Consider the following 19,764-nt stretch of genomic DNA (forward strand, 5'->3'; position numbering starts at 1 on the left):
CCCGGAGTCCACTTACTTCAACGTGGGCAAAATCGGTCACGACCAGTTGGAGAAATGGGCCGAGAAAACTGGGCTGTCCCAACGCGACGCCGAACGGGCTTTGTCCCCCAACTTGTGAGCTATTGACGCTTTCAGGCTCTGCGTGGGCCTGGCGTTTCGCACCCTTACAACTGAGGCATCTTGCATCCCCTGCGGACCGGGGCGCATGGCACCTTGTGAGCTCGTGTCAGAGATCGTCCATTCAGGAGCACGGCTCAAGCCCGGGTTTCAAATGCCGACATCCCTGAGTCAAGTCTCTCAGTGTGAGTGCGTTCATGTTGCGGTCGAAGTCCGAAGGTGTCCTGTCCAAAGCAGGGTGGGTGATGGCGTTCAGCGCGGCCCTGTTGGTGGGCTGCGGTGGCGGCGGTGGAGGCGACAGCCCCTCCAGCAGCGCGGGCAGTGCAGGATCCAGCAACCTGCAGTCGGTCGGCGCCATGCCGGCCAACGACCTTGAAGCGCATCGCTTCCTGACGCAAGCCACGTTTGGCCCCACATCGCCTGACATCACCCGCGTGAAGGCGATCGGCTACGAGCGCTGGATCGACGAACAACTGGCCACGCCGCTGCAGAACAGCCACTTGGCCACGGTCGAGGCGTCTTCCACGGCGCAGGGCACCGATCGGCCCATGGTGAACGACGTGATCTACAGCTGGTGGACACACGCCGTGACCGACCCGGCTCAATTGCGCCAGCGTGTGGCCTTTGCCTTGTCCGAGATCTTCGTCGTATCGACCACCAATGCCGAACTGACCGGCGACGGCCGCATGGTCGCCAGCTACATGGACATGCTGAGCAACAAGATCGACGGCAACTACCGCGACTTGCTGGAAGGCGTGGCCCTGCACCCCGCCATGGGCACCTTCCTGTCGCACAAGGGCAACCGCAAGGAGGACACCAACACCGGCCGCATCGCCGATGAAAACTTCGCACGCGAGGTGATGCAGCTGTTCTCGATCGGCCTGGTTGAGCTGAACGACGATGGCACGAACAAGCTGGTCAACGGCCTGCCCCAGGAAACTTACACCGCCGATGACGTCAAGGGCTTGGCCAAGGTCTTCACGGGTTGGAGCTGGTTCCGCCCGGCGGCCAAGGCCTCGGTGGTGTGGTGGCAGTGCTTCTGGCGCGGCGACCAGTGCACGGACGCCAGCCAAAGCATCACGGCCATGTCCTCGTACACGCAGGAACACTCGATCAGCGAGAAGCGCTTTCTGGGTGTGACGGTGGCGGCACAGACCACGCCCAATCCGCAAGCCAGCCTGGTGGCGGCGCTGGACCGGCTGGCCAATCACCCCAACGCCGCGCCGTTCTTTGCCAAACAGCTGATTCAGCGCCTGGTGACCAGCAACCCCAGCCCCAGCTATGTGCAACGCGTGACGGCTGCCTTCCGCGCGTCCAACGGCAACATCAAGGGCACGGTGAAGGCCGTGCTGCTGGACGCCGAGGCGCGAGACATGACCCTGCAAGGCGCCGCCAGTTTCGGGAAGGTGCGCGAGCCGCTGGTGCGCGTCATTCATTTGATGCGGGCCATACCCCACACCTCGGATGCCTACAACGCTGCACTGACCAGCGGCCGCGTGCCCTACTACCTGGCCTCCAGCACCGACGACACAGTGAGCGAGCTGGGCCAGACGCCCATGCGCGCGCCCTCGGTGTTCAACTTCTTCCGGCCGGGCTACAAGCCGCCGCAAACCGACCTGGGCAACCAGGACCTGGTGGCGCCCGAGATGCAGATCACCAACGAGACCTCGGTGCTGGGCTATGCCAACTACGTGATCCAGATGGTGGATTACGGCTGGGGCCACACCAACAGCCAAACCCAGCGCATCGACATGCGTTTTGACCTGAGCAGCTTCGACTCGCTGGTGGACAAGCCCACCGCCATCGCGCCGCAGCAACTGGTCACGGCCGTGGCGCAAAGGCTGCTGGGCGGCCCCGCGTCCAGCGAGCTCAACGCGCTGATGCTGACCGGCGTGGGCAAGATGCCCAATGTCAATGCGACAGACCGGCGCCGACGCGTGGAATCCGCGATCCTGATGGTGGCCGTGTCGCCGCAGTTCATCGTTCAACAGTGAAGAAAAAGATCTCACCATGAGCAGCTCGACCAGCCGCCGCAGCTTTCTGCGCCAAGCCGCCGCCTTCTCCAGCCTGGGTGCCGCCGGCCCTCTGGGCTTGAGCCTGGCCACCATGGGGCAGGCCTCGGCGCAATCCGCCGGTGGCGGCTACCAGGCCCTGGTGTGCATCTTCCTCAATGGGGGCAATGACTCGTACAACACGGTGCTGGCCACCGACACGGATTCGTGGGGCCACTACGTGAACCACCGCGACCCGCATTCGCGCGATGCCACCGACAGCAGCACCTCGATCGCCTTGTTGCGCCCGGGCACCGCCGCCAACCCGGCAGCCGCAGCAGGATCCCCCGAGCGCCTGGGGGGCGTGCGGCCGATCGCGCATTCAGGCCGATCGGTTCACGCCGGGCGGCAGTTTGCCCTGCATCCCGCGCTGGTGCGCAGTCAGCAGTTGTATGACTCGAATCGGCTGGCCGTGATGGCCAACGTCGGCCCCTTGATGCGGCCCACCACCAAGGCCAACTACGCGCAGGACAGCTTCGCCAAGCCGGCCAAACTGTTCTCGCACAACGACCAGCAATCCACCTGGATGTCCTTCTCACCGGAAGGTGCCAGCGAAGGCTGGGGCGGACGCATCGGTGACTTGCTGATGAGCGGCAACGGCAGTGGTGCCAGTGCCGACATCATCAAGCGCTCGTTCACCTGCATCACGCCTGGCAATGCCAGCACTTGGTTGAGTGGCCGGTCGGTGCGCCAATACCCGGTGGGCCTGGCCAGCATTCCTGGCCTGGGCAACAACCAGCATGTGCTGGGCAACGCCGACCTGTACACGGCGGTCAAGTCGGTGATGAACGCATCGACCAGCAGCAACCTGTTCACGCAGGCCCACCAACAAGTGGTCACGCGGGCCATCCAGGCCAGCAACCTGATGGCGGGCGCCCTGCCCGCCAGCGCACTCGCACCCTGGGGCACTTCGGGCGCATCGTCGGTGTGGAACGACCCAATGCTGAAGTACACCAACACGAGTGGCACGCAAGCCACCAATGGCCTGGCGCTGCAGCTGCAAATGATTGCCCGCATCATCGACGCGAACCGGCAAGGCAGCTTTGGCATCCGGCGGCAGGTGTTCATGGTGAACCTGGGCAGCTTTGACACCCACGCTTCGCAAAACACCGAGCACAACGAGCGCATGCTGCAACTGGACCACGCGCTGGCCTATTTCGACAGCGTGATGGGCGCGATGCCTGGTGGCGACATGCGTTCACAGGTCACCACTTTCACGGCCTCGGACTTTGGCCGCAGCTTCACCAACAACGGCGATGGCACCGACCATGGCTGGGGCGCCCACCACCTGATCATGGGCGGTGCGGTGCAGGGCGGCGAGGTGTATGGCACCTTCCCGCAGTACAGCACCGCCGATGCCAATGGCGTGTTTGCCAGCCTGGACCAGCTCGGCAATGGCGCCCTGCTGCCCACCACCTCGGTGGACCAGTACGCCTACACGCTGGGCAAGTGGATGGGTGTGTCGCCCACTGACCTGGCCAGCATCTTGCCCAACCTGCACAACTTCGACGCCTCGGCCCACAACGTGGGCTTCATGGGCTGACTTCGTCCAGCAGCGCCTTGAGGTAATGGCCAGTGTGGCTGCCGGCGTGCTCGGCCACGGTCTCGGGCGTGCCGGCCACCACCAGGGTGCCGCCGCCTGATCCGCCTTCGGGGCCCATGTCGATCAACCAGTCGGCCGTCTTGATGACGTCCAGGTTGTGCTCGATCACGACGATGGTGTTGCCCGCGTCGCGCAATTGGTGCAACACCTTGAGCAGCAAGGCGATGTCGTGGAAGTGCAGGCCGGTGGTGGGCTCGTCCAGGATGTAGAGCGTGCGGCCGGTGTCACGCTTGGACAGCTCCAGCGCCAGCTTGACGCGTTGGGCTTCGCCGCCGGACAACGTGGTCGCGCTTTGGCCCAGGCGGATGTAGCCCAGGCCCACGTCCATCAAAGTTTGCAGCTTGCGGGCCAGTGTGGGCACGGCGCTGAAAAAGTCCAGCGCGGCCTCGACCGTCAGGTCCAGCACCTGGTGGATGTTCTTGCCCTTGTACTGAACCTCCAGTGTTTCGCGGTTGTAGCGCTTGCCGCGGCAAACGTCGCAAGGCACGTAGACATCGGGCAGAAAGTGCATCTCGACCTTGAGCACACCGTCGCCCTGGCAGGCTTCGCAGCGGCCACCGGCCACATTGAACGAGAAGCGGCCCGCGCCGTAGCCACGCTCACGGGCTGAAGGCACATCGGCCATCAGCTCGCGGATGGGCGTGAACAGGCCGGTGTAGGTGGCCGGGTTGCTGCGCGGCGTGCGGCCAATGGGCGATTGATCGACGTTGATCACCTTGTCGAACAGCTCCAGGCCTTCGATTTCGTCGTGTGCAGCGGGCTCGAGGTGGCTGTGGTACAGCTTGCGGGCCACTGACGCGTACAGCGTTTCATTGACCAGGGTGCTTTTGCCAGAGCCTGACACGCCGGTCACGCAGGTGAGCAAGCCCACGGGGATCTCAGCCGTGACGCCCTGGAGGTTGTGGCCTCTGGCATTGACCACGCGCAGGCGCGGGGTTTCGTCAGTGAACGGCAAACGCTTGGGCGGCACGGCGATGCGCAAGGTGCGCGCCAGGTATTGGCCGGTCAGGCTGTCAGGGTGGTCGGTCACTTCTTGCGCCGTGCCTTGCGCGATGACGTGGCCGCCATGCACGCCGGCGCCCGGGCCCATGTCGATCACGTAGTCGGCAGCGCGGATCATGTCCTCGTCGTGCTCGACCACAATCACGCTGTTGCCCAGGTTTCGCAGGTGTTGCAAGGTGCCGATCAGGCGGTCGTTGTCGCGCTGGTGCAAACCAATGCTGGGCTCATCCAGCACGTACATCACGCCGGTCAGGCCCGAGCCAATCTGGCTGGCCAGGCGGATGCGCTGGGCCTCGCCACCGCTGAGCGTGTCGGCGCTGCGGTCCAGGCTCAGGTAGGTCAGGCCCACGTCGTTGAGGAAGCGCAGGCGCGAGCGGATTTCGGTGACCACCTTGTCCGCGATCTCAGCCTTGGAGCCGATCAGCTTCAGGCCTTCGAAGTAGCGTTGGGCTTCGGCCAGCGTGGCATGGGCCACTTCATAAATCGCACGCTTGTCGTTGCTCACGGCATCGTGAAGGAAGACGTGGCGAGCTTCGCGGCGCAGGCGGGTGCCACCGCAATCAGGGCAGGCCTTGGGCTGCTGGTAGCGCGACAGCTCTTCGCGCACGGCCGATGAATCGGTCTCTTTGAAGCGCCGCTCGAAGTTGCGCAGGATGCCTTCGAAAGGGTGGCTGCGCTTGACGCGGCGCTTCTTGCCTGCGGTGCCATCGGCCTCGTAGACGAACTCGATCTCTTCATCGCCCGAGCCATAGAGCAGCACCTGCTGCACGTTGGCGGGCAGCTCTTCAAAGGGCTGATCGATGTCAACCTTGTAGTGCTTGCCCAGCGTCTCGATCATGGAGTAGGTGTAGGGGTTGCGGCGGTCCCAGCCCTTGATGGCACCGCTGCCCAGGCTCAGGCTGGGAAAGGCCACCACGCGCACGGGATCAAACGCAATGACGTGGCCAAGGCCGTCGCAAGTGGGGCAGGCGCCCACCGGCGAGTTGAAGGAGAACAGGCGCGGCTCCAACTCGGCCAGCGAGTAGCTGCACACCGGGCAGGCGAACTTGGACGAATACACGTGCTCGATGCCCGTGTCCATTTCGCAGGCGATGGCGCGGCCATCGGCCAGGCGCATGGCAGCCTCAAAGCTTTCGGCCAGGCGCTGCGTCATGTCCGAGCGCACCTTCAGGCGGTCGACCACCACGTCCACGTCGTGCTTCTCGTTCTTCTTCAGCTCGGGCAGGTCGGCGGCTTCGATCACCTTGCCGTCGATGCGAAAGCGCACATAGCCTTCGGACTGCATTTGCGCGAACAGGTCGGCGTGCTCGCCTTTGCGATCGCGCATGACCGGCGCCAGGATCATCAGCTTGGTGTCATCAGGCATGGCCAGCACGGCATCGACCATCTGGCTGACGCTTTGGGCGCGCAAGGGCAGGTCGTGGTCGGGGCAGAAGGGGGTGCCGGCGCGTGCGTAGAGCAGGCGCAGGTAGTCGTGGATCTCGGTGACCGTGCCGACGGTGGAACGCGGGTTGTGGCTGGTGGCTTTTTGCTCGATGCTGATGGCGGGCGACAGGCCCTCGATCACGTCGACATCGGGCTTGTCCATCAGTTGCAGAAACTGACGGGCGTAGGCGCTCAGGCTTTCCACGTAGCGGCGCTGGCCTTCGGCGTACAGGGTGTCAAACGCGAGGCTGGACTTGCCGGAGCCCGACAGGCCGGTGATCACCACCAGCTGGTGGCGTGGGATGTCCAGGTCGATGTTCTTGAGGTTGTGCGTTCGCGCGCCCCGCACCTGGATCAGCGGGACATTGGGACGGACGGGCAAATCAGGACGGGAAGACATCGGACGCGGTGGCGAGGCTGGGCAACCGAACATCATACGGCGCCCGGGCCGCCGCGGTCTAGCGCGCCAGGTTCTTCAGGAAGAAAGCTGTCTGGCGGCTGACCACTTGCTCAAACAGCGGCTGGGTGTAAGGCGAAAAATGATCCGCGCCTTTCAGCTCCAGGTATTCACCATGCGGTAATTCCTTGACCATGTCGCGCACGCCCTGGACCGGAATCAACCCGTCTTTCTCGGCCGCGATCACCAACACCGGTGCACTGATGTGGGGCGCGCTGGAGGCTGGTTTGAACCAAGGCAAGGTCATCAGGATGCGGGCCGCCACCTTGTTCTCGGTGCTCTCCTGGCCAGGAGTGATCAGCTTGCCGTAGCCTTCCACGCACTCGGGGCAGACCAGGGCCGCGAAGCCATCCTTGGCCACAATGGGGATGTAGATGGGCTCTTGCTGGTCGCTGCGCAGCAGGTCACGCAGGCCATCCCAGGCGGCCCGGGGTTGGTACTTCAAGGGATAGGTCAAGGCACTTTGCAAGCCGTTGACAAAGGGCACCTGGGCGCTGACTGCCCTGACGACGCCACGGCTTTGCGAGGCCACCACCAACACTTGGCCGCCACTGAAAGACGAGCCCCACAGGCCGATGCGGCTGCCATCGACATCGCCGCGCAAACGCAAGGCGTCGATCGCGGACAACCAATCCTTCACGTGCTCCTGGCCATCAACCACGCGGCGCGGCTGTCCGCCGCTTTTGCCAAAGCCCCGGTAGTCAAAGCGCACCACGGCAAAGCCGGCCTTCACGAAACGCTCGGCGTAAGGCTGCAAGCCCCAATCCTTCAAGGCGCCAAAGCCATGGGCCATCACGATGACAGCCGGTTTGCTCACGCCTTTGGGCAGCCACAGCTCAGCGTCGCAGGTGGCCGTCTGACAGGCAAAGCTGGCGTTGACCACGGTGTAAGGCGTGCCGGGTGGGGCTGGCGCGGCCACCACGCTAGACACCAATGCCATGGCACCGACCAGCAGGGTCACGCCCCGACGTTTGATCACAGACAACATGATTGACAAGTCTTCCTAGGTCTCGAAACCGTGGTTATACAGGAGGTGCGTGAGCGGCCACTCATCAGGCCGTGTCGGCGATGCAGAGCGCTTCAATGACGCCCAACTGGTCGATCTCGATGCGGACATGGTCGCCCGGTTTCAAAAAAGTGGGCGGCGTCATGCCGGCGCCCACGCCGCTGCAGGTGCCGGTGTAGATCACATCACCGGGCTCCAGTGTCATGGCTTGGCTCAGCACCGAGATCTGGTCCCAGATCTTGAAGATCATCAAGCTGGTGTTACTGCTTTGGCGCTGCTCGCCATTGACCAGGCCGCGCAGATTCAATGCATGCGGGTCGGGCACCTCGTCAAACGTGGTGATCCAGGGGCCAAAAGGCGCGTGCGTGTCGAAGCCCTTGCCCAAAGTCCATTGCGAAGTGCGCTTCTGCCAATCGCGCACCGACACGTCGTTGCCCACGCAATAGCCGAAGACGAAAGCGGGTGCCTGCTCGGGCGTGACGCGTTTGCAGCGCCGCCCGATGACGACGACCAGCTCGGCCTCGTAGTCGGTCATGGTGGACACCGATTCAGGTGGTAGCACGATGGGATCGAAGGGCCCATTCACCGCCGTGGTCGCCTTGCTGAACCACACTTGGTGCTCAGGCGCCGTGCGCACCTCGCCGATGATCTTTTCGTTGATGTGGTCGAGGTAGTTCAGGCCGATGCCCAGCACCTTGCCGGGGCGCGGCACCGGGGCCAGCAGGCGCACATGCTCGCGGCGCAGCTTGTCAGCCGCGGCCACGTTGTTCAACAGGCCTTGCAAAGCCGGTTTGACGCTGTCCCAACGCGTGATCAGGTCCAGCATCGGCTCATGGGGCCGCAGCAAATCAGGCAGTGCGCGCTGCACCGGCAGGATCCACTCTTCGTGGACCAGGCCCACCTCCGGCTCACCGCCGGCCTTGAACGTACAAACTTGCATCTTGGTTTCCTTATGAACAAGCGCGGGCCTTGGGTCAAGCCTCGCGCAGACAATCCACGATCTTCAGCCGCGCCGCCCGCCAGGCCGGGATGAAGCCGCCCAGCAGCCCCATCGCCAAGGCAAACAACAGGCTGTGCAAGGCAATCATCGGCGTCAGTCTGAACTGAAACGCCAGCTCTGAAAAGGTCTTGAAGTTGACGGTGGAAATGCTCACCGCCTGCATCAGCGAGGCCGCGCCCAGGCCCATCACGCCGCCCACCAACGACAGCAGCAAGGATTCGGCCAGAAAGCTCAACAAAACCGCGTTGCGCCTGAAGCCCAAGGCCCGCAAGGTGCCGATCTCACCCACGCGCGAGGCCACGGTGGCGAACATGGTGATCATGGCGCCCACGATGGCCCCGATCGAAAAGATGACCGACAGCGACAGGCCCAACAGGCGGATGAAGGTGGACAGCATCTCCGATTGCTCGGCGTAAAACTGCACCTCGGGCTTGGCCTCCAGGGTCAGGCGCGGATCGTCTTCCAGGGCGGCGCGGGCGGTCTCGAACGTGCTGGGATCATTCAACCGGAAGATCACGCTGGAATAGTTGGACCGGCGAAAGGCTTGCATCATCTGCTCGGTGTCGCCCCAGATTTCCGAGTCAAAACCGCTGCGGCTGGCGTCGAAGATGCCCACCACCAACCACTCGCGGCCCGCGAACTTCAAGGTCTCGCCCAGGCCCGCACCCACGAAACCCCGCGCCACCGACTGCCCGGCCACGATCTCGCTGGTGCCCGGCCGGAACATGCGCCCTTTGATGAAACGCACCTGCGGACGCAGGGCCAGGCCGGTGGCCGAGGTGCCGCGCACCGTGATGTTGCTGGGCTTGCCCGAGCCGCGCTTGGGCAAGGTGTTCAGCACCACCGGCTCTTTGGACACCAGCTTGCCGCCCTGCCCGTTGTTCGCCACGCCCGCCAGCGATTCGATGATGGCGGCCTGCCCGCGCGACACGCTGGAGTTGATCTCGGCCCCGGCCCCCTTGCGCAGCACCATGACGTTGTCCGGCTGCCCCGTGGCCACCAGTGTGGCCCGGATGCCCTCGCCCATCATCAGCACCGTGGCGAACACGTAGACCACCAGGGCCATGCCGCCTGCGGTCAGCATCGTCGTCACCCGCCGCACCCACAGGTTGCGCGCGATGTAGGACAGCGGCAACAGCTCAGGCCACATGGTTCAAACCCTGCACGATGTCGATGTGCGACATCTTCCAAGCCGGCCAGGCTGCGGCCACGGCACCGACCATCACACTGGCCAGCATCTGCCAAACCATGGTCGTGCCCGAGACTTGAAACACCGGGAAAAAGGTGCCGACCGCGCTCCCAAAGGCCTTGGCCAACGGATAAGTCAGCGCCATGCCAATGCCGCCACCGATCACGGCGATCAACAGGCTTTCGCCCAGCAACAGCTTGCTGATGAAGCCGGGCGTGAAGCCCAGCGCTTTGAGCGTGGCGTACTCGGCCAGGCGTTCGCGCGCGGTCATCGTCATCGTGTTGGCCATCACCGCCATGATGATCACGATGATGATGAAACTGACCGCCTGCACCGCCACCAAAATGGCCTCGCTCATGGACACGAAGCTGAGCTGGAAGGCTTTCTCGGTCTCGCTCAAAGTTTCGGCCAGCGAGTTCTTGAACAGCGCGTCGATGTGCTGCGCCACCACCGGCGCCTGGTCTGCATCGCGCAGGCCCACGATGTACACGCCCACAAAGTCGGCGTTGCGGCCCGCCCGGGCGCGGATGCTCTCGGCCAGGCGCTTCCAGTGGAAGAGCATCTGCTGCTCATCCGTCGTGGCATCGATGCCGGCGTAGATGCCCCGGATGGTGAAGCGCCAGTTGCCTGGGTAGATGGTGCCGCGCATGGCGATGGTGTCGCCCAGCTTCCAGCCGTATTTGCGCGCCAATTTGCGGCCCACGATGCAGCCCTGTCGATCGCGGAAGAAGGCCTGCCGCTCGTCCTCGCTGAGCACGAACTCGGGGTACAGCGCCAGGTAGGTGGGCGGGTCCACCGCGAACTGCGGGAAGAAGTTGCGCTCGGCGATGTAGATCCCGCCAAACCAGTTGGCCCAGGAGACGCCCTTGACGCCCTCCACCGCCTTGATGCGGTCGGCGTAATTCAGTGGCAGCGGAAAGGTCAGTGAGATCGAACTGCGCGTGACCAGGCGCGCGCTTGAAGAGGCATCAACACCCGCATACCAGGCATCGACAATCGTGCGCAGCAGGCCAAAAGCGCCGATGGCCACCACCAGGCCCACCATCGTCAAGGCGGTGCGCAAGCGATGCCGGAAAGCATTCTTGAGCAACAGCCTGAAGATGAACATCAGCGTGCGGCGTTCAGCGCCTGCCTGGTGTCTTGCGCGACACGCCGCGCCGCGCTGGCAAAGTCATCGCCCGCGCTGGCGTACAGCACCGCCCTTGAACTGTTGACGATGATGGCGCCGGTGACCGTGCCATCGCCGGCCACGCGCCGCCCGGCTTTCACCGTGGCGGCAGCATCACCGCCTTGCGCGCCCACGCCGGGGATCAGCAAAGGCAGGGTCGGCGCCAACTCACGGACCCGGGCGATCTCTTCAGGGAAGGTGGCGCCCACCACCAGGCCGACCTGGCCATTGGTGTTCCACGGCCCTTGGGCCAACGCAGCCAGGTGTTCGTACAAACGCGGCTGGCCCGGCACATCGGCCAGGCGCTGGTTCTGCAGATCAGAGCCACCGGGGTTGGACGTGCGGCACAGCAAGATCACGCCCTTGCCCGGATAGCGCAGGTAAGGCTCGACCGAATCAAAACCCATGAAGGGCGACAAGGTGACGGCATCGGCCTGGTAGCGCTCGAAGGCCTCGCGGGCGTACTGCTCGGCGGTGCTACCGATGTCACCGCGCTTGGCGTCCAGGATGATCGGCACTTGCGGTGCGACACGCTTGATGTGCGCCATCAGGCGCTCCAACTGGTCCTCGGCGCGGTGCGCGGCAAAGTACGCGATCTGCGGCTTGAAGGCGCAGACCAAGTCCTTGGTGGCATCGACGATGGCGGCGCAGAAATCATAGATGCGCGCGGGCTGGTCTTTCCACGCGCCCGGAAAGCGCGCAGGCTCCGGGTCCAGCCCCACGCAGAGCATGGAGTCGTTGTGGCGCTGGGCGTGCTGGAGCTGGTCGGTGAAGTTCATGAAAAAACTCAAACGCGCTTGGCCAGCTCGATCGCCTTGCCGATGTAGTTGCCCGGCGTCATGTCCAGCAAACGCTGCTTGTCGGCATCAGGAATCTCCAGGGTCTGCACGAACTGCTGGATGGCTTCACGCGTGATCGTCTTGCCACGCGTCAGCTCTTTCAGGCGCTCATAGGGGTTGGGCAAGGCATAGCGGCGCATCACCGTCTGGATGGGCTCGGCCAGCACTTCCCAGGCGCTGTCCAGGTCATCGGCCAGGGCTTGCGGATTCACTTCCAGCTTGCCCAGGCCACGCGCCAGGCTGTCATACGCCAACACGGCATAGCCCAAGGCCACACCCATGTTGCGCAGCACGGTGCTGTCGGTCAAATCACGCTGCCAGCGGCTGATGGGCAGCTTCTGGCTCAGGTGCGTCAGCATGGCGTTGGCCAGGCCCAGGTTGCCTTCGGCGTTCTCAAAATCAATCGGGTTGACCTTGTGCGGCATGGTGCTGGAGCCGATCTCGCCTTCCTTGGTCCGCTGCTTGAAGTAGCCCAAGCTGATGTAGCCCCACACATCGCGCGACCAGTCGATCAGGATGGTATTGGTGCGCGTGACCGCGTCGAACAGCTCGGCCATGTAGTCGTGTGGCTCGATCTGGATGGTGTAGGGGTTGAAGCTCAAGCCCAGCGGGCCTTCGATCACTTTCTGGCTGAAGCCTTCCCAGTCGATCTCGGGGTAGGCCGACAGGTGGGCGTTGTAGTTGCCCACGGCGCCGTTCATCTTGGCCAGCAGCTTGACACTGGCGATGCGCTCGCGGGCGTTGACCAAACGGGCCACCACATTGGCCACTTCCTTGCCGACCGTGGTGGGCGACGCGGTCTGGCCGTGCGTGCGGCTCAGCATGGGCATGTCGGCCAGCGTCACCGAGAGATTGCGCAAAGTGGAGATCAGCCCATCGATGGTGGGCAGCAGCACCTGGTCGCGCGCGGCCTTCAGCATCAGGCCATGGCTGGTGTTGTTGATGTCTTCGCTGGTGCAGGCAAAGTGCACGAACTCACTGGCCCGCTCCAGCTCGGGGTGGCCGGCAAAGCGCGACTTGATCCAGTACTCCACGGCTTTCACATCGTGGTTGGTGGTTTTTTCGATGTCTTTGATGGCCTGGGCATCGGCCTCAGAGAAGCGCACCGCCAAGCCACGCAGGTAACCGCGCGCCGCCTCGGTCATGGGCTTGAGCTCGGGCAGGCCGGCGTCTGACAGGGCGATGAACCATTCAACCTCCACCTGCACACGGCGGTGCATCAGGCCGAATTCAGACAGCAGGGGGCGCAGGGCGGCCACTTTGGGGGCGTAGCGGCCATCCAGGGGCGACAGGGCTGTGAGGGCAGAAAGGTTCATGGAGTTTTTTGCAACTAGGCACCAGAAGAACCAGTGATTTTAGGCGCTTGCGCGGCGTTTGGGCGCCTCCCCGGTCTGCGCTTTGGCAAACGGCGTCCAATGCGACTTCAGTACCTCGGTGTCAACGCGGGCCCACACTGTCAAGGCCTCGGTGCGCATGCGCCGCGATGCCACCACCGCCCAGGGCCAGTAAAAGCCCAAAGTGAGTACCAGCAGCAAGGCATGCCGCACCTGCAGCAGCACATAACCATGCACCGACAAGTGACTGCGAAACCGCAGTGCCCGGTTGCCCGTGTTGTTCCAAACCAGGTTCTGCAAACGCGCCTGCAAATAGGGCACGACCGCCGCCAGCACCGCCGCAGACACGAGGGCCAACATGCCCAGCAACCAGGCGCCATGCGTCGGCCCTCGCCACCACAGCAGCGCGCCCAAGCAAACGGCCCCCAAGCCCATCACCAGGCCGCAGACCAGCACCGACCACGCTGCCGTGCGGGCCCACAGCATCACCATGGCCACGAGCGAGGCCTGCCACAACAGGCGCAAAGGCCCCAGCTCCAGGCGCCCCTGCCGGAAATGGAAGTAGGCCCACAAAAACAGCGGTACCCCCAGCAGCCACAGCGCGATGACAAAGCCCAGCGCCACCCACCACAACGGGTGATGAAACGTGGCCCCCGCCAGCGTCAACCAGGCCGCGGCCAACACCCCCATCAAAGGCACCAGCAAAGCACCATAGACCGCCGCGAACTGCCCCCTGAAGCTCAAGCGGCGCCCCGCCCAACTGGTGTGGGCCATGCGGTGGGTCAGGCTGGTGTGCACCGCCAAAGGGGTCACCGCCAGGGCCATTGAAAACGCCAGCAAGCCTGCCAGCGGCGATCCTAGACAGGCTCCCACCACGCCAAGCACCAAGGCGCACACCAAGCCATACCGGGGCAAGTGACTGGCAGGCGGCGCGTGGTAATCCAGCACGTGGCCAGCCACCAGGGTGCGCCTCAAAAAATAACGTTGCGATTTAACCCGCGCCCAAGGCAAGTACAGGCCGAGCGTCAACACGGTCAACAACAGGTTAACGATCCAGATGCGGGCGTAGTCGGAGGCCCTGGCGTTCAACACCACGGGCAGCTTGACCACCGTGCCGCGCGGCAAGCGGGGCACCTCGCCGGGCGGCACGGCGGCGGCTTTGGGCGCGCAGGCCATGGCGCCCATGTAGGCGACCCGCATCTCGGACATCAGGTCCTCGGCCGAATCAGAGCCAATCGGCGGCGGCCAGACCAGGCTGACATGTGCATTGCGCGCCGCAGACGGCCCCGTCTGTGATGCAAACACCACATGGAGGGGCTCAAGGTCCGCCAGCCGGACCGTGCGCGCAGATGAACGTGCAGCAGAGTTGTTCATTTTCGTCGCAAATGTAACAGTCTTATACAAATTCGCCCAAGAAAGGTGCCCCTCTGAATGGGTGATGCCCTGAAAGCCAGAGCACCAACAGCGCCCGCAGCCCAAGCCTTCGTTAAAATCAACAAGCATCCACACATCACGACACAGAATGAAACTGATTGGTTCACTGACTAGCCCGTTTGTCCGCAAGGTGCGCATCGTGCTGGCCGAGAAAAAGCTCGACTACAAATTCGACGTGGAAGATGTGTGGGCCGAAGGCACCCGCATTTCCGATTCCAACCCCTTGGGCAAGGTGCCTTGCCTGGTGATGGAAGGCGGCGAAGCCGTGTTCGACTCGCGCGTTATCGTGGAGTACGTGGACACCTTGTCGCCCGTGGGCAAACTGATCCCCCTGAGCGGGCGTGAGCGCGTGGAAGTGCGCACCTGGGAAGCCCTGGCCGATGGCGTGATGGACGCCGCCATCCTGGCCCGCCTTGAACAGACCTGGCCCGGCCGCACCGAAGCCCAACGCTCACAGCTGTGGATTGACCGCCAGATGGCCAAGGTGCACGGCGGCCTCAAATCCATGAGCCAAGGATTGGGCGACCGCCCCTGGTGCACTGGCAACCACCACAGCCTGGCCGACATCTCGGCCGGCTGCGCCTTGGGCTACGTTGATTTCCGCTTTGCGCAGATTGACTGGCGCGACGACTACCCCAACCTGGGCAAGTTGTTCGACAAGCTCTCGCAGCGCCCCAGTTTCATCGACACCGCACCGCCCAAGGCCTGATCTGATCAGACCGCTTTGTTGAACGAGTCAGCCCGGGCCTGGCGCCAGTAATCTTCAAACACCGGTTGCGGCCAGGGTGCCTCGCCCCGTTCCGCCGCCAGCAACTCGCCGGGTTTGGCAAAGGCCAGCAGATTGGACAGGCGACGCACCTCCGAGCTCGACACCCGCCGCACAATGTGGTCGGCGGTGATGTCGTTGGGATGTTGCAAGCCAGCGGCCTGCACCAACTCCTTCAGCGCATACAAGGTGTTCATGTGCAGGTAGTAAACCCGCTCGGCTTTGTCGGCCACCACCAAGGCGCGCTGGCGCAAAGGATCTTGCGTGGTCACGCCCGTGGGACATTCGCCCGTGTGGCAGGTTTGCGCCTGGATGCACCCCAACGCGAACATGAAGCCCCGCGCCGAGTTGCACCAATCTGCGCCCAGCGCCATCATGCGGGCGATGTCAAAGGCGCTGATGACCTTGCCCGCGCAACCGATCTTGACGCGGTGCCGCTCGCCCATGCCCACCAGGGTGTTGTGCACCAGCAGCAGCCCTTCTTGCAACGGTGCGCCCACGTGGTCAGTGAACTCCAGAGGCGCCGCCCCCGTGCCACCCTCGGCGCCATCCACCACGATGAAATCGGGCCAGATGCCGGTTTCGCGCATGGCCTTGGCCAAGGCAAACCACTCCCAGGGGTGGCCAATGCAAAACTTGAAACCCACCGGCTTGCCACCCGACAACTGCCGCAGTCGCTCGATGAACTGCATCATCTCGATCGGCGTGGAGAACGCGCTGTGGCTGGCCGGTGACACACAATCCAACCCCATCGTCACGCCGCGCGCTGTCGCGATCTCGATCGTGACCTTCGGGCCAGGCAGCACGCCGCCGTGGCCTGGCTTGGCGCCCTGGCTCAGCTTCAATTCGATCAGCTTGACCTGGGGATCGTGCGCGCTGGCGGCGAACTTGTCGGCGTCAAAGTGACCATCGTTCGTGCGGCAGCCAAAGTAGCCTGAGCCGATCTCCCAGATCAGGTCGCCACCCGCCTGGCGGTGGTACTGGCTGATCGAGCCCTCGCCCGTGTCGTGCGCAAAACCGCCCTTGCGGGCCCCCGCGTTCAGGGCCAGGATGGCGTGGGCGCTCAAGGCCCCAAAGCTCATCGCCGAGATGTTGAAAACGCTGGCCTGGTAAGGCTGCGTGCAAGACGACCCGCCCTGCCCGATCGTGATCCGAAAATCCTGCGAGGCCACGTCACTCGGCTGCAGCGAATGGCTCAGCCACTCATAGCCCGCAGCTCCCACGTCTTTTTGCGTGCCGAAAGGCCGCTTGTCCGGCTCGCCCTTGGCGCGCTGGTACACCAGTGAACGCTGTTGGCGCGAAAACGGCGCGGCTTCGCTGTCGCTCTCGATGAAGTACTGCCGGATCTCCGGGCGGATGAACTCCAGCAGGTAGCGCAAGTGGCCCATGACTGGGTAGTTGCGCAACAAGGAGCGTTTGCTCTGGCGCACATCTTTGAAACCCAGCAGCACCAGCGCCAAGCCCAGCACCACCATCCAGGCGCCCTGTCGGGTCTCAAGCCACCACAGGCCACCGGCCAAGGCCAGCAAGGCCGACATCACCCAGACCCCATAGCGGATGGGCACATGCTTGTTCAAACGAATCAACCACACGGGCATTGCGAGCTCCTCGTCCCCAGACGGACTTTCCTCCATGGTAAAGAATGACCAGGCCGTCGGTTGCATCATCAAGGCCACGAACGGCCGTCTGATCAGACCATTTGGCGCCCCCGCCGCCCCCGCCGTTTGGCGCTACACTGTGCGCCAAAGCGCCGATTTGTCCGGCTTGCGGGCGCTCAAGAAATACCGCTAAAGAGGGCGCTGGAACCCGGCCCCTGCTTCAATGCGCGGCCGGTTTTTTATTGACTGATTCACGTAGCGCCATGTCTTCCCTCGGGGTTGTGACCCCTGTCTCCCTGCATTTCGAAGCCCCCCTGCCCTTGCGCAGCGGCGCCGCCCTGCGCGACTACACCCTCATGGTCGAGACCTACGGGCAGCTCAACGCCGACCGCAGCAACGCCGTGCTGGTGTGCCACGCCCTCAATGCCTCGCACCACGTGGCCGGCCTGCAGGCCGACGAGCACGGCAAGCCCATCCCCAAAAGCCAGGGCTGGTGGGACAACCTGATCGGGCCCGGCAAGCCGCTGGACACCCACAAGTTCTTCGTCATCTGCGTGAACAACCCGGGCTCGTGTTTCGGCTCGACCGGCCCCACGCACCTCAACCCCGACACGGGCCACGTCTATGGCGCGGACTTCCCCGTGGTGACGGTGGAAGACTGGGTCGATGCGCAAGCCCGTGTGCTTGATCGCCTGGGCATCACACAGCTGGCCGCCGTGTTGGGCGGCAGCCTGGGCGGCATGCAGGCCATGAGCTGGACGCTGCAATACCCGCAACGCGTGCGCCACTGCATCGCCGTGGCCACCGCGCCCAACCTGTCGGCGCAGAACATTGCCTTCAACGAAGTGGCCCGCCGCGCCATCATCACCGACCCTGATTTCCATGGTGGCCATTTCTACGAGCATGGCGTGGTGCCCCGGCGCGGCCTGCGCGTGGCCCGCATGATTGGTCACATCACCTATTTGTCTGACGACGTGATGGACCAGAAATTTGGCCGCAGCCTGGTGGGCCGAGAGCTTGGCGAAGAGCCCCGCTACAGCACGCAAGAGATCGAGTTCCAGATTGAAAGCTACCTTCGCTACCAAGGCGACAAGTTCAGCGACTACTTCGACGCCAACACCTACCTGTTGATCACCCGCGCCCTGGATTACTTTGACCCCGCCCGTGCCTTTGGCGGCAACCTGGCCGCCGCCCTGTCGCAAGCCGTGGCCAAGTTTTTGGTCATCAGCTTCACCACCGACTGGCGTTTTGCCCCGGCCCGCTCACGCGAGATCGTCAAAGCTTTGGTCGACAACAACCATGACGTGAGCTACGCCGAGATCGACGCGCCGCACGGCCACGACGCCTTCTTGCTGGACGACGCCCGCTACCACAACGTGGTCTGGGCCTACTTTGACCGCATTTACCGCGAGATCAGCGGCCCTGCCTTGAACATCGCGGCGGGAGGCCAGCCATGAGCGATCGAAGCATCCACGACGTCGTTGCCCAACTGGTGCCCCCAGGCTCGCGCGTGCTGGACCTGGGCTGCGGCAACGGCGCCCTGCTGGCCCACCTGCGGGACAGCCGCCAATGCACCGGCTACGGCATTGAACTGGACGACACCAAGGTGCACGAATGCGTGCAGCGCGGCGTCAACGTCATCCAGCGCAACCTGGAAGAAGGCCTGAGCCTGTTCGACGACAACAGCTTTGACATGGTTTTGCAACTGGACACGCTGCAAAATCTGCGCAACACCGAAGCCATGCTGAGCGAAACCGCGCGGGTTGGGCGGCAAGGCATCGTCGCCTTCCCCAACTTTGCGCACTGGCCGCACCGCCTGAGCGTGCTGCGCGGGCGCATGCCGGTGACCAAATCGCTGCCCTACCAGTGGTACGACACCCCGAACATCCGGGTGGCCACCTTTGCCGACTTCGAAGTGCTGGCCCGCAAGAATGGCCTGCGCATCATTGAATCATTTGGGCTGACCGATGGCAAAGTGGTCAAAAGCTGGCCCAACCTGCGGGCCAGCACGGCGGTCTTCAAGTTCGACCGCGCTTGAGCTTGGGCTGAGCCGGCTTAGAAGCGGTGGCGGATGCCCACTGCAAAGGTGTTGCCCTTCTTCCAGCCAGCCTGGTCTTCGTCGTCCAGCATGTACGCGGCGTAAACGTCGGTGCGCTTGGACAAAAAGTGGTCATGGGCCAGCGTGAAAATGCTGTGGTCCACATCGGGCGTGGTGCCGCCTTCAACTGCCGACTCTTTGCTTTGGCCGGAAGCCAGGTCAGCCTTGGGCGCTTCAGCTGCCTTGACCGACTGGAAACCGGCGCCAATCGAGAATCCGCCATTCGTGTAGGTGCCGCTCAACCCCACACTGTTGCCTTCGCCGGTGGTGGCCGAGGTTTCGCCGGCTTGCCATTGCACGGCGCCAGTGAAACCACCCAGATTGGGCATGGTTTACATCACCGAGCCGAAAGAGATGTCGAACATGCCGTACATCGGCACGCTGCTTTGAGCTTGCGCGCCAAATGACGCGCGCAGAGGCAAGAGGATGCCGGGGGGATTTTTTGCGCAAATGCCGTGAGTACTCCGAAAATTGACCCAAAGAAGTGCCGCGTCAAATGTGCGGACCCTTTGATTTCGCAGATTCCACGCCCGAAATACCGTGAAAATCACCAGAAAACCACCTTTAGCATCAGATGGGTGCAATTGAGCACCAAAAACGCTCAAATTAAAAAAGCGCCCCGGAGGGCGCTTTGCGTTCAAATCGAAAAAGATCGATCAGAAAGCGTGCTTGATGCC

The 19,764-nt window shown here is 63.6% G+C and carries 16 protein-coding genes and 1 riboswitch; of the genes, 6 read left to right on the top strand and 10 right to left on the bottom strand.

Annotation, left to right across the window (positions count from 1 at the left end; translation table 11 throughout):
* Positions 1-314 precede the first annotated feature (314 nt).
* Both H7225_RS15695 and H7225_RS15700 read left to right on the top strand, forming a co-directional pair.
* A complete protein-coding gene (locus H7225_RS15695; protein ID WP_290663498.1) occupies positions 315-2,111 on the top strand; it encodes a DUF1800 domain-containing protein in 1,797 nt (598 codons plus the stop codon).
* A 16-nt stretch (positions 2,112-2,127) separates the two neighbouring features.
* The gene (locus tag H7225_RS15700; protein WP_290663500.1) at positions 2,128-3,711 is read left to right on the top strand and encodes a DUF1501 domain-containing protein; all 1,584 of its coding nucleotides are present in this window, start codon (positions 2,128-2,130) and stop codon (positions 3,709-3,711) included.
* Here H7225_RS15700 and uvrA read toward each other — a convergent pair.
* The 8 genes from uvrA to H7225_RS15740 all read right to left on the bottom strand — a co-directional run bounded on the left by uvrA (position 3,701) and on the right by H7225_RS15740 (position 14,565).
* Complete coding sequence (uvrA, locus tag H7225_RS15705; protein ID WP_290663502.1) at positions 3,701-6,598, bottom strand: excinuclease ABC subunit UvrA; 2,898 nt, start codon at positions 6,596-6,598, stop codon at positions 3,701-3,703. The two genes, H7225_RS15700 and uvrA, sit on opposite strands and share 11 nt — an antisense overlap.
* A 58-nt stretch (positions 6,599-6,656) precedes the next feature.
* Positions 6,657-7,643: an alpha/beta hydrolase gene (locus tag H7225_RS15710; RefSeq protein ID WP_290663504.1), complete on the bottom strand. Its 987-nt coding sequence runs from the start codon at positions 7,641-7,643 to the stop codon at positions 6,657-6,659.
* 64 nt (positions 7,644-7,707) lie between these two features.
* Positions 7,708-8,601 carry a fumarylacetoacetate hydrolase family protein gene (locus H7225_RS15715; protein ID WP_290663506.1) on the bottom strand — a complete coding sequence of 298 codons (894 nt, stop codon included), beginning with the start codon at positions 8,599-8,601 and terminating at the stop codon, positions 7,708-7,710.
* A 34-nt stretch (positions 8,602-8,635) separates the two neighbouring features.
* Positions 8,636-9,811: an ABC transporter permease gene (locus tag H7225_RS15720; protein WP_290663508.1), complete on the bottom strand. Its 1,176-nt coding sequence runs from the start codon at positions 9,809-9,811 to the stop codon at positions 8,636-8,638.
* Positions 9,801-10,958, bottom strand: a complete 1,158-nt coding sequence (locus H7225_RS15725) for an ABC transporter permease (protein ID WP_290663510.1) — start codon at positions 10,956-10,958, stop codon at positions 9,801-9,803. Before H7225_RS15725 ends, H7225_RS15720 begins: the two co-directional genes overlap by 11 nt.
* Positions 10,958-11,797 carry an orotidine-5'-phosphate decarboxylase gene (gene pyrF, locus H7225_RS15730; RefSeq protein ID WP_290663512.1) on the bottom strand — a complete coding sequence of 280 codons (840 nt, stop codon included), beginning with the start codon at positions 11,795-11,797 and terminating at the stop codon, positions 10,958-10,960. Before pyrF ends, H7225_RS15725 begins: the two co-directional genes overlap by 1 nt.
* Positions 11,798-11,805: 8 nt before the next feature.
* Positions 11,806-13,173 carry an adenylosuccinate lyase gene (gene purB / locus H7225_RS15735; RefSeq protein WP_290663514.1) on the bottom strand — a complete coding sequence of 456 codons (1,368 nt, stop codon included), beginning with the start codon at positions 13,171-13,173 and terminating at the stop codon, positions 11,806-11,808.
* 39 nt (positions 13,174-13,212) lie between these two features.
* Complete coding sequence (locus H7225_RS15740; RefSeq protein WP_290663516.1) at positions 13,213-14,565, bottom strand: DUF898 family protein; 1,353 nt, start codon at positions 14,563-14,565, stop codon at positions 13,213-13,215.
* A gap of 148 nt (positions 14,566-14,713) precedes the next feature.
* Here H7225_RS15740 and H7225_RS15745 point away from each other — a divergent pair, with 148 nt between their 5' ends.
* Positions 14,714-15,334, top strand: coding sequence for a glutathione S-transferase N-terminal domain-containing protein (locus tag H7225_RS15745; RefSeq protein ID WP_290663518.1), 621 nt, complete (start codon positions 14,714-14,716; stop codon positions 15,332-15,334).
* A 5-nt stretch (positions 15,335-15,339) separates the two neighbouring features.
* Here H7225_RS15745 and H7225_RS15750 read toward each other — a convergent pair whose 3' ends face one another.
* Positions 15,340-16,989 carry an FMN-binding glutamate synthase family protein gene (locus H7225_RS15750; protein WP_290663520.1) on the bottom strand — a complete coding sequence of 550 codons (1,650 nt, stop codon included), beginning with the start codon at positions 16,987-16,989 and terminating at the stop codon, positions 15,340-15,342.
* Between the two features lie 139 nt (positions 16,990-17,128).
* A riboswitch (SAM riboswitch) is annotated at positions 17,129-17,203 on the top strand.
* A gap of 49 nt (positions 17,204-17,252) precedes the next feature.
* Between H7225_RS15750 and H7225_RS15755 the strand changes: the two genes are divergently transcribed.
* Positions 17,253-18,446, top strand: coding sequence for a homoserine O-acetyltransferase (locus tag H7225_RS15755; RefSeq protein ID WP_290663522.1), 1,194 nt, complete (start codon positions 17,253-17,255; stop codon positions 18,444-18,446).
* Positions 18,443-19,027 carry a methionine biosynthesis protein MetW gene (gene metW, locus H7225_RS15760; RefSeq protein WP_290663524.1) on the top strand — a complete coding sequence of 195 codons (585 nt, stop codon included), beginning with the start codon at positions 18,443-18,445 and terminating at the stop codon, positions 19,025-19,027. Before H7225_RS15755 ends, metW begins: the two co-directional genes overlap by 4 nt.
* Before the next feature lie 17 nt (positions 19,028-19,044).
* On the opposite strand, the gene H7225_RS15765 is transcribed toward metW, so the two are convergent.
* The gene (locus H7225_RS15765) at positions 19,045-19,416 is read right to left on the bottom strand and encodes a porin (RefSeq protein ID WP_290663526.1); all 372 of its coding nucleotides are present in this window, start codon (positions 19,414-19,416) and stop codon (positions 19,045-19,047) included.
* 126 nt (positions 19,417-19,542) lie between these two features.
* Here H7225_RS15765 and H7225_RS15770 point away from each other — a divergent pair.
* Positions 19,543-19,764 (top strand): hypothetical protein (locus H7225_RS15770; RefSeq protein WP_290663528.1); only part of this gene is annotated, 222 nt, incomplete at its 3' end.

Origin of the sequence: Aquabacterium sp. (genome assembly GCF_014378415.1) — a bacterium.
In the GTDB taxonomy this organism is placed as follows: Bacteria; Pseudomonadota; Gammaproteobacteria; order Burkholderiales; family Burkholderiaceae_C; genus Aquabacterium.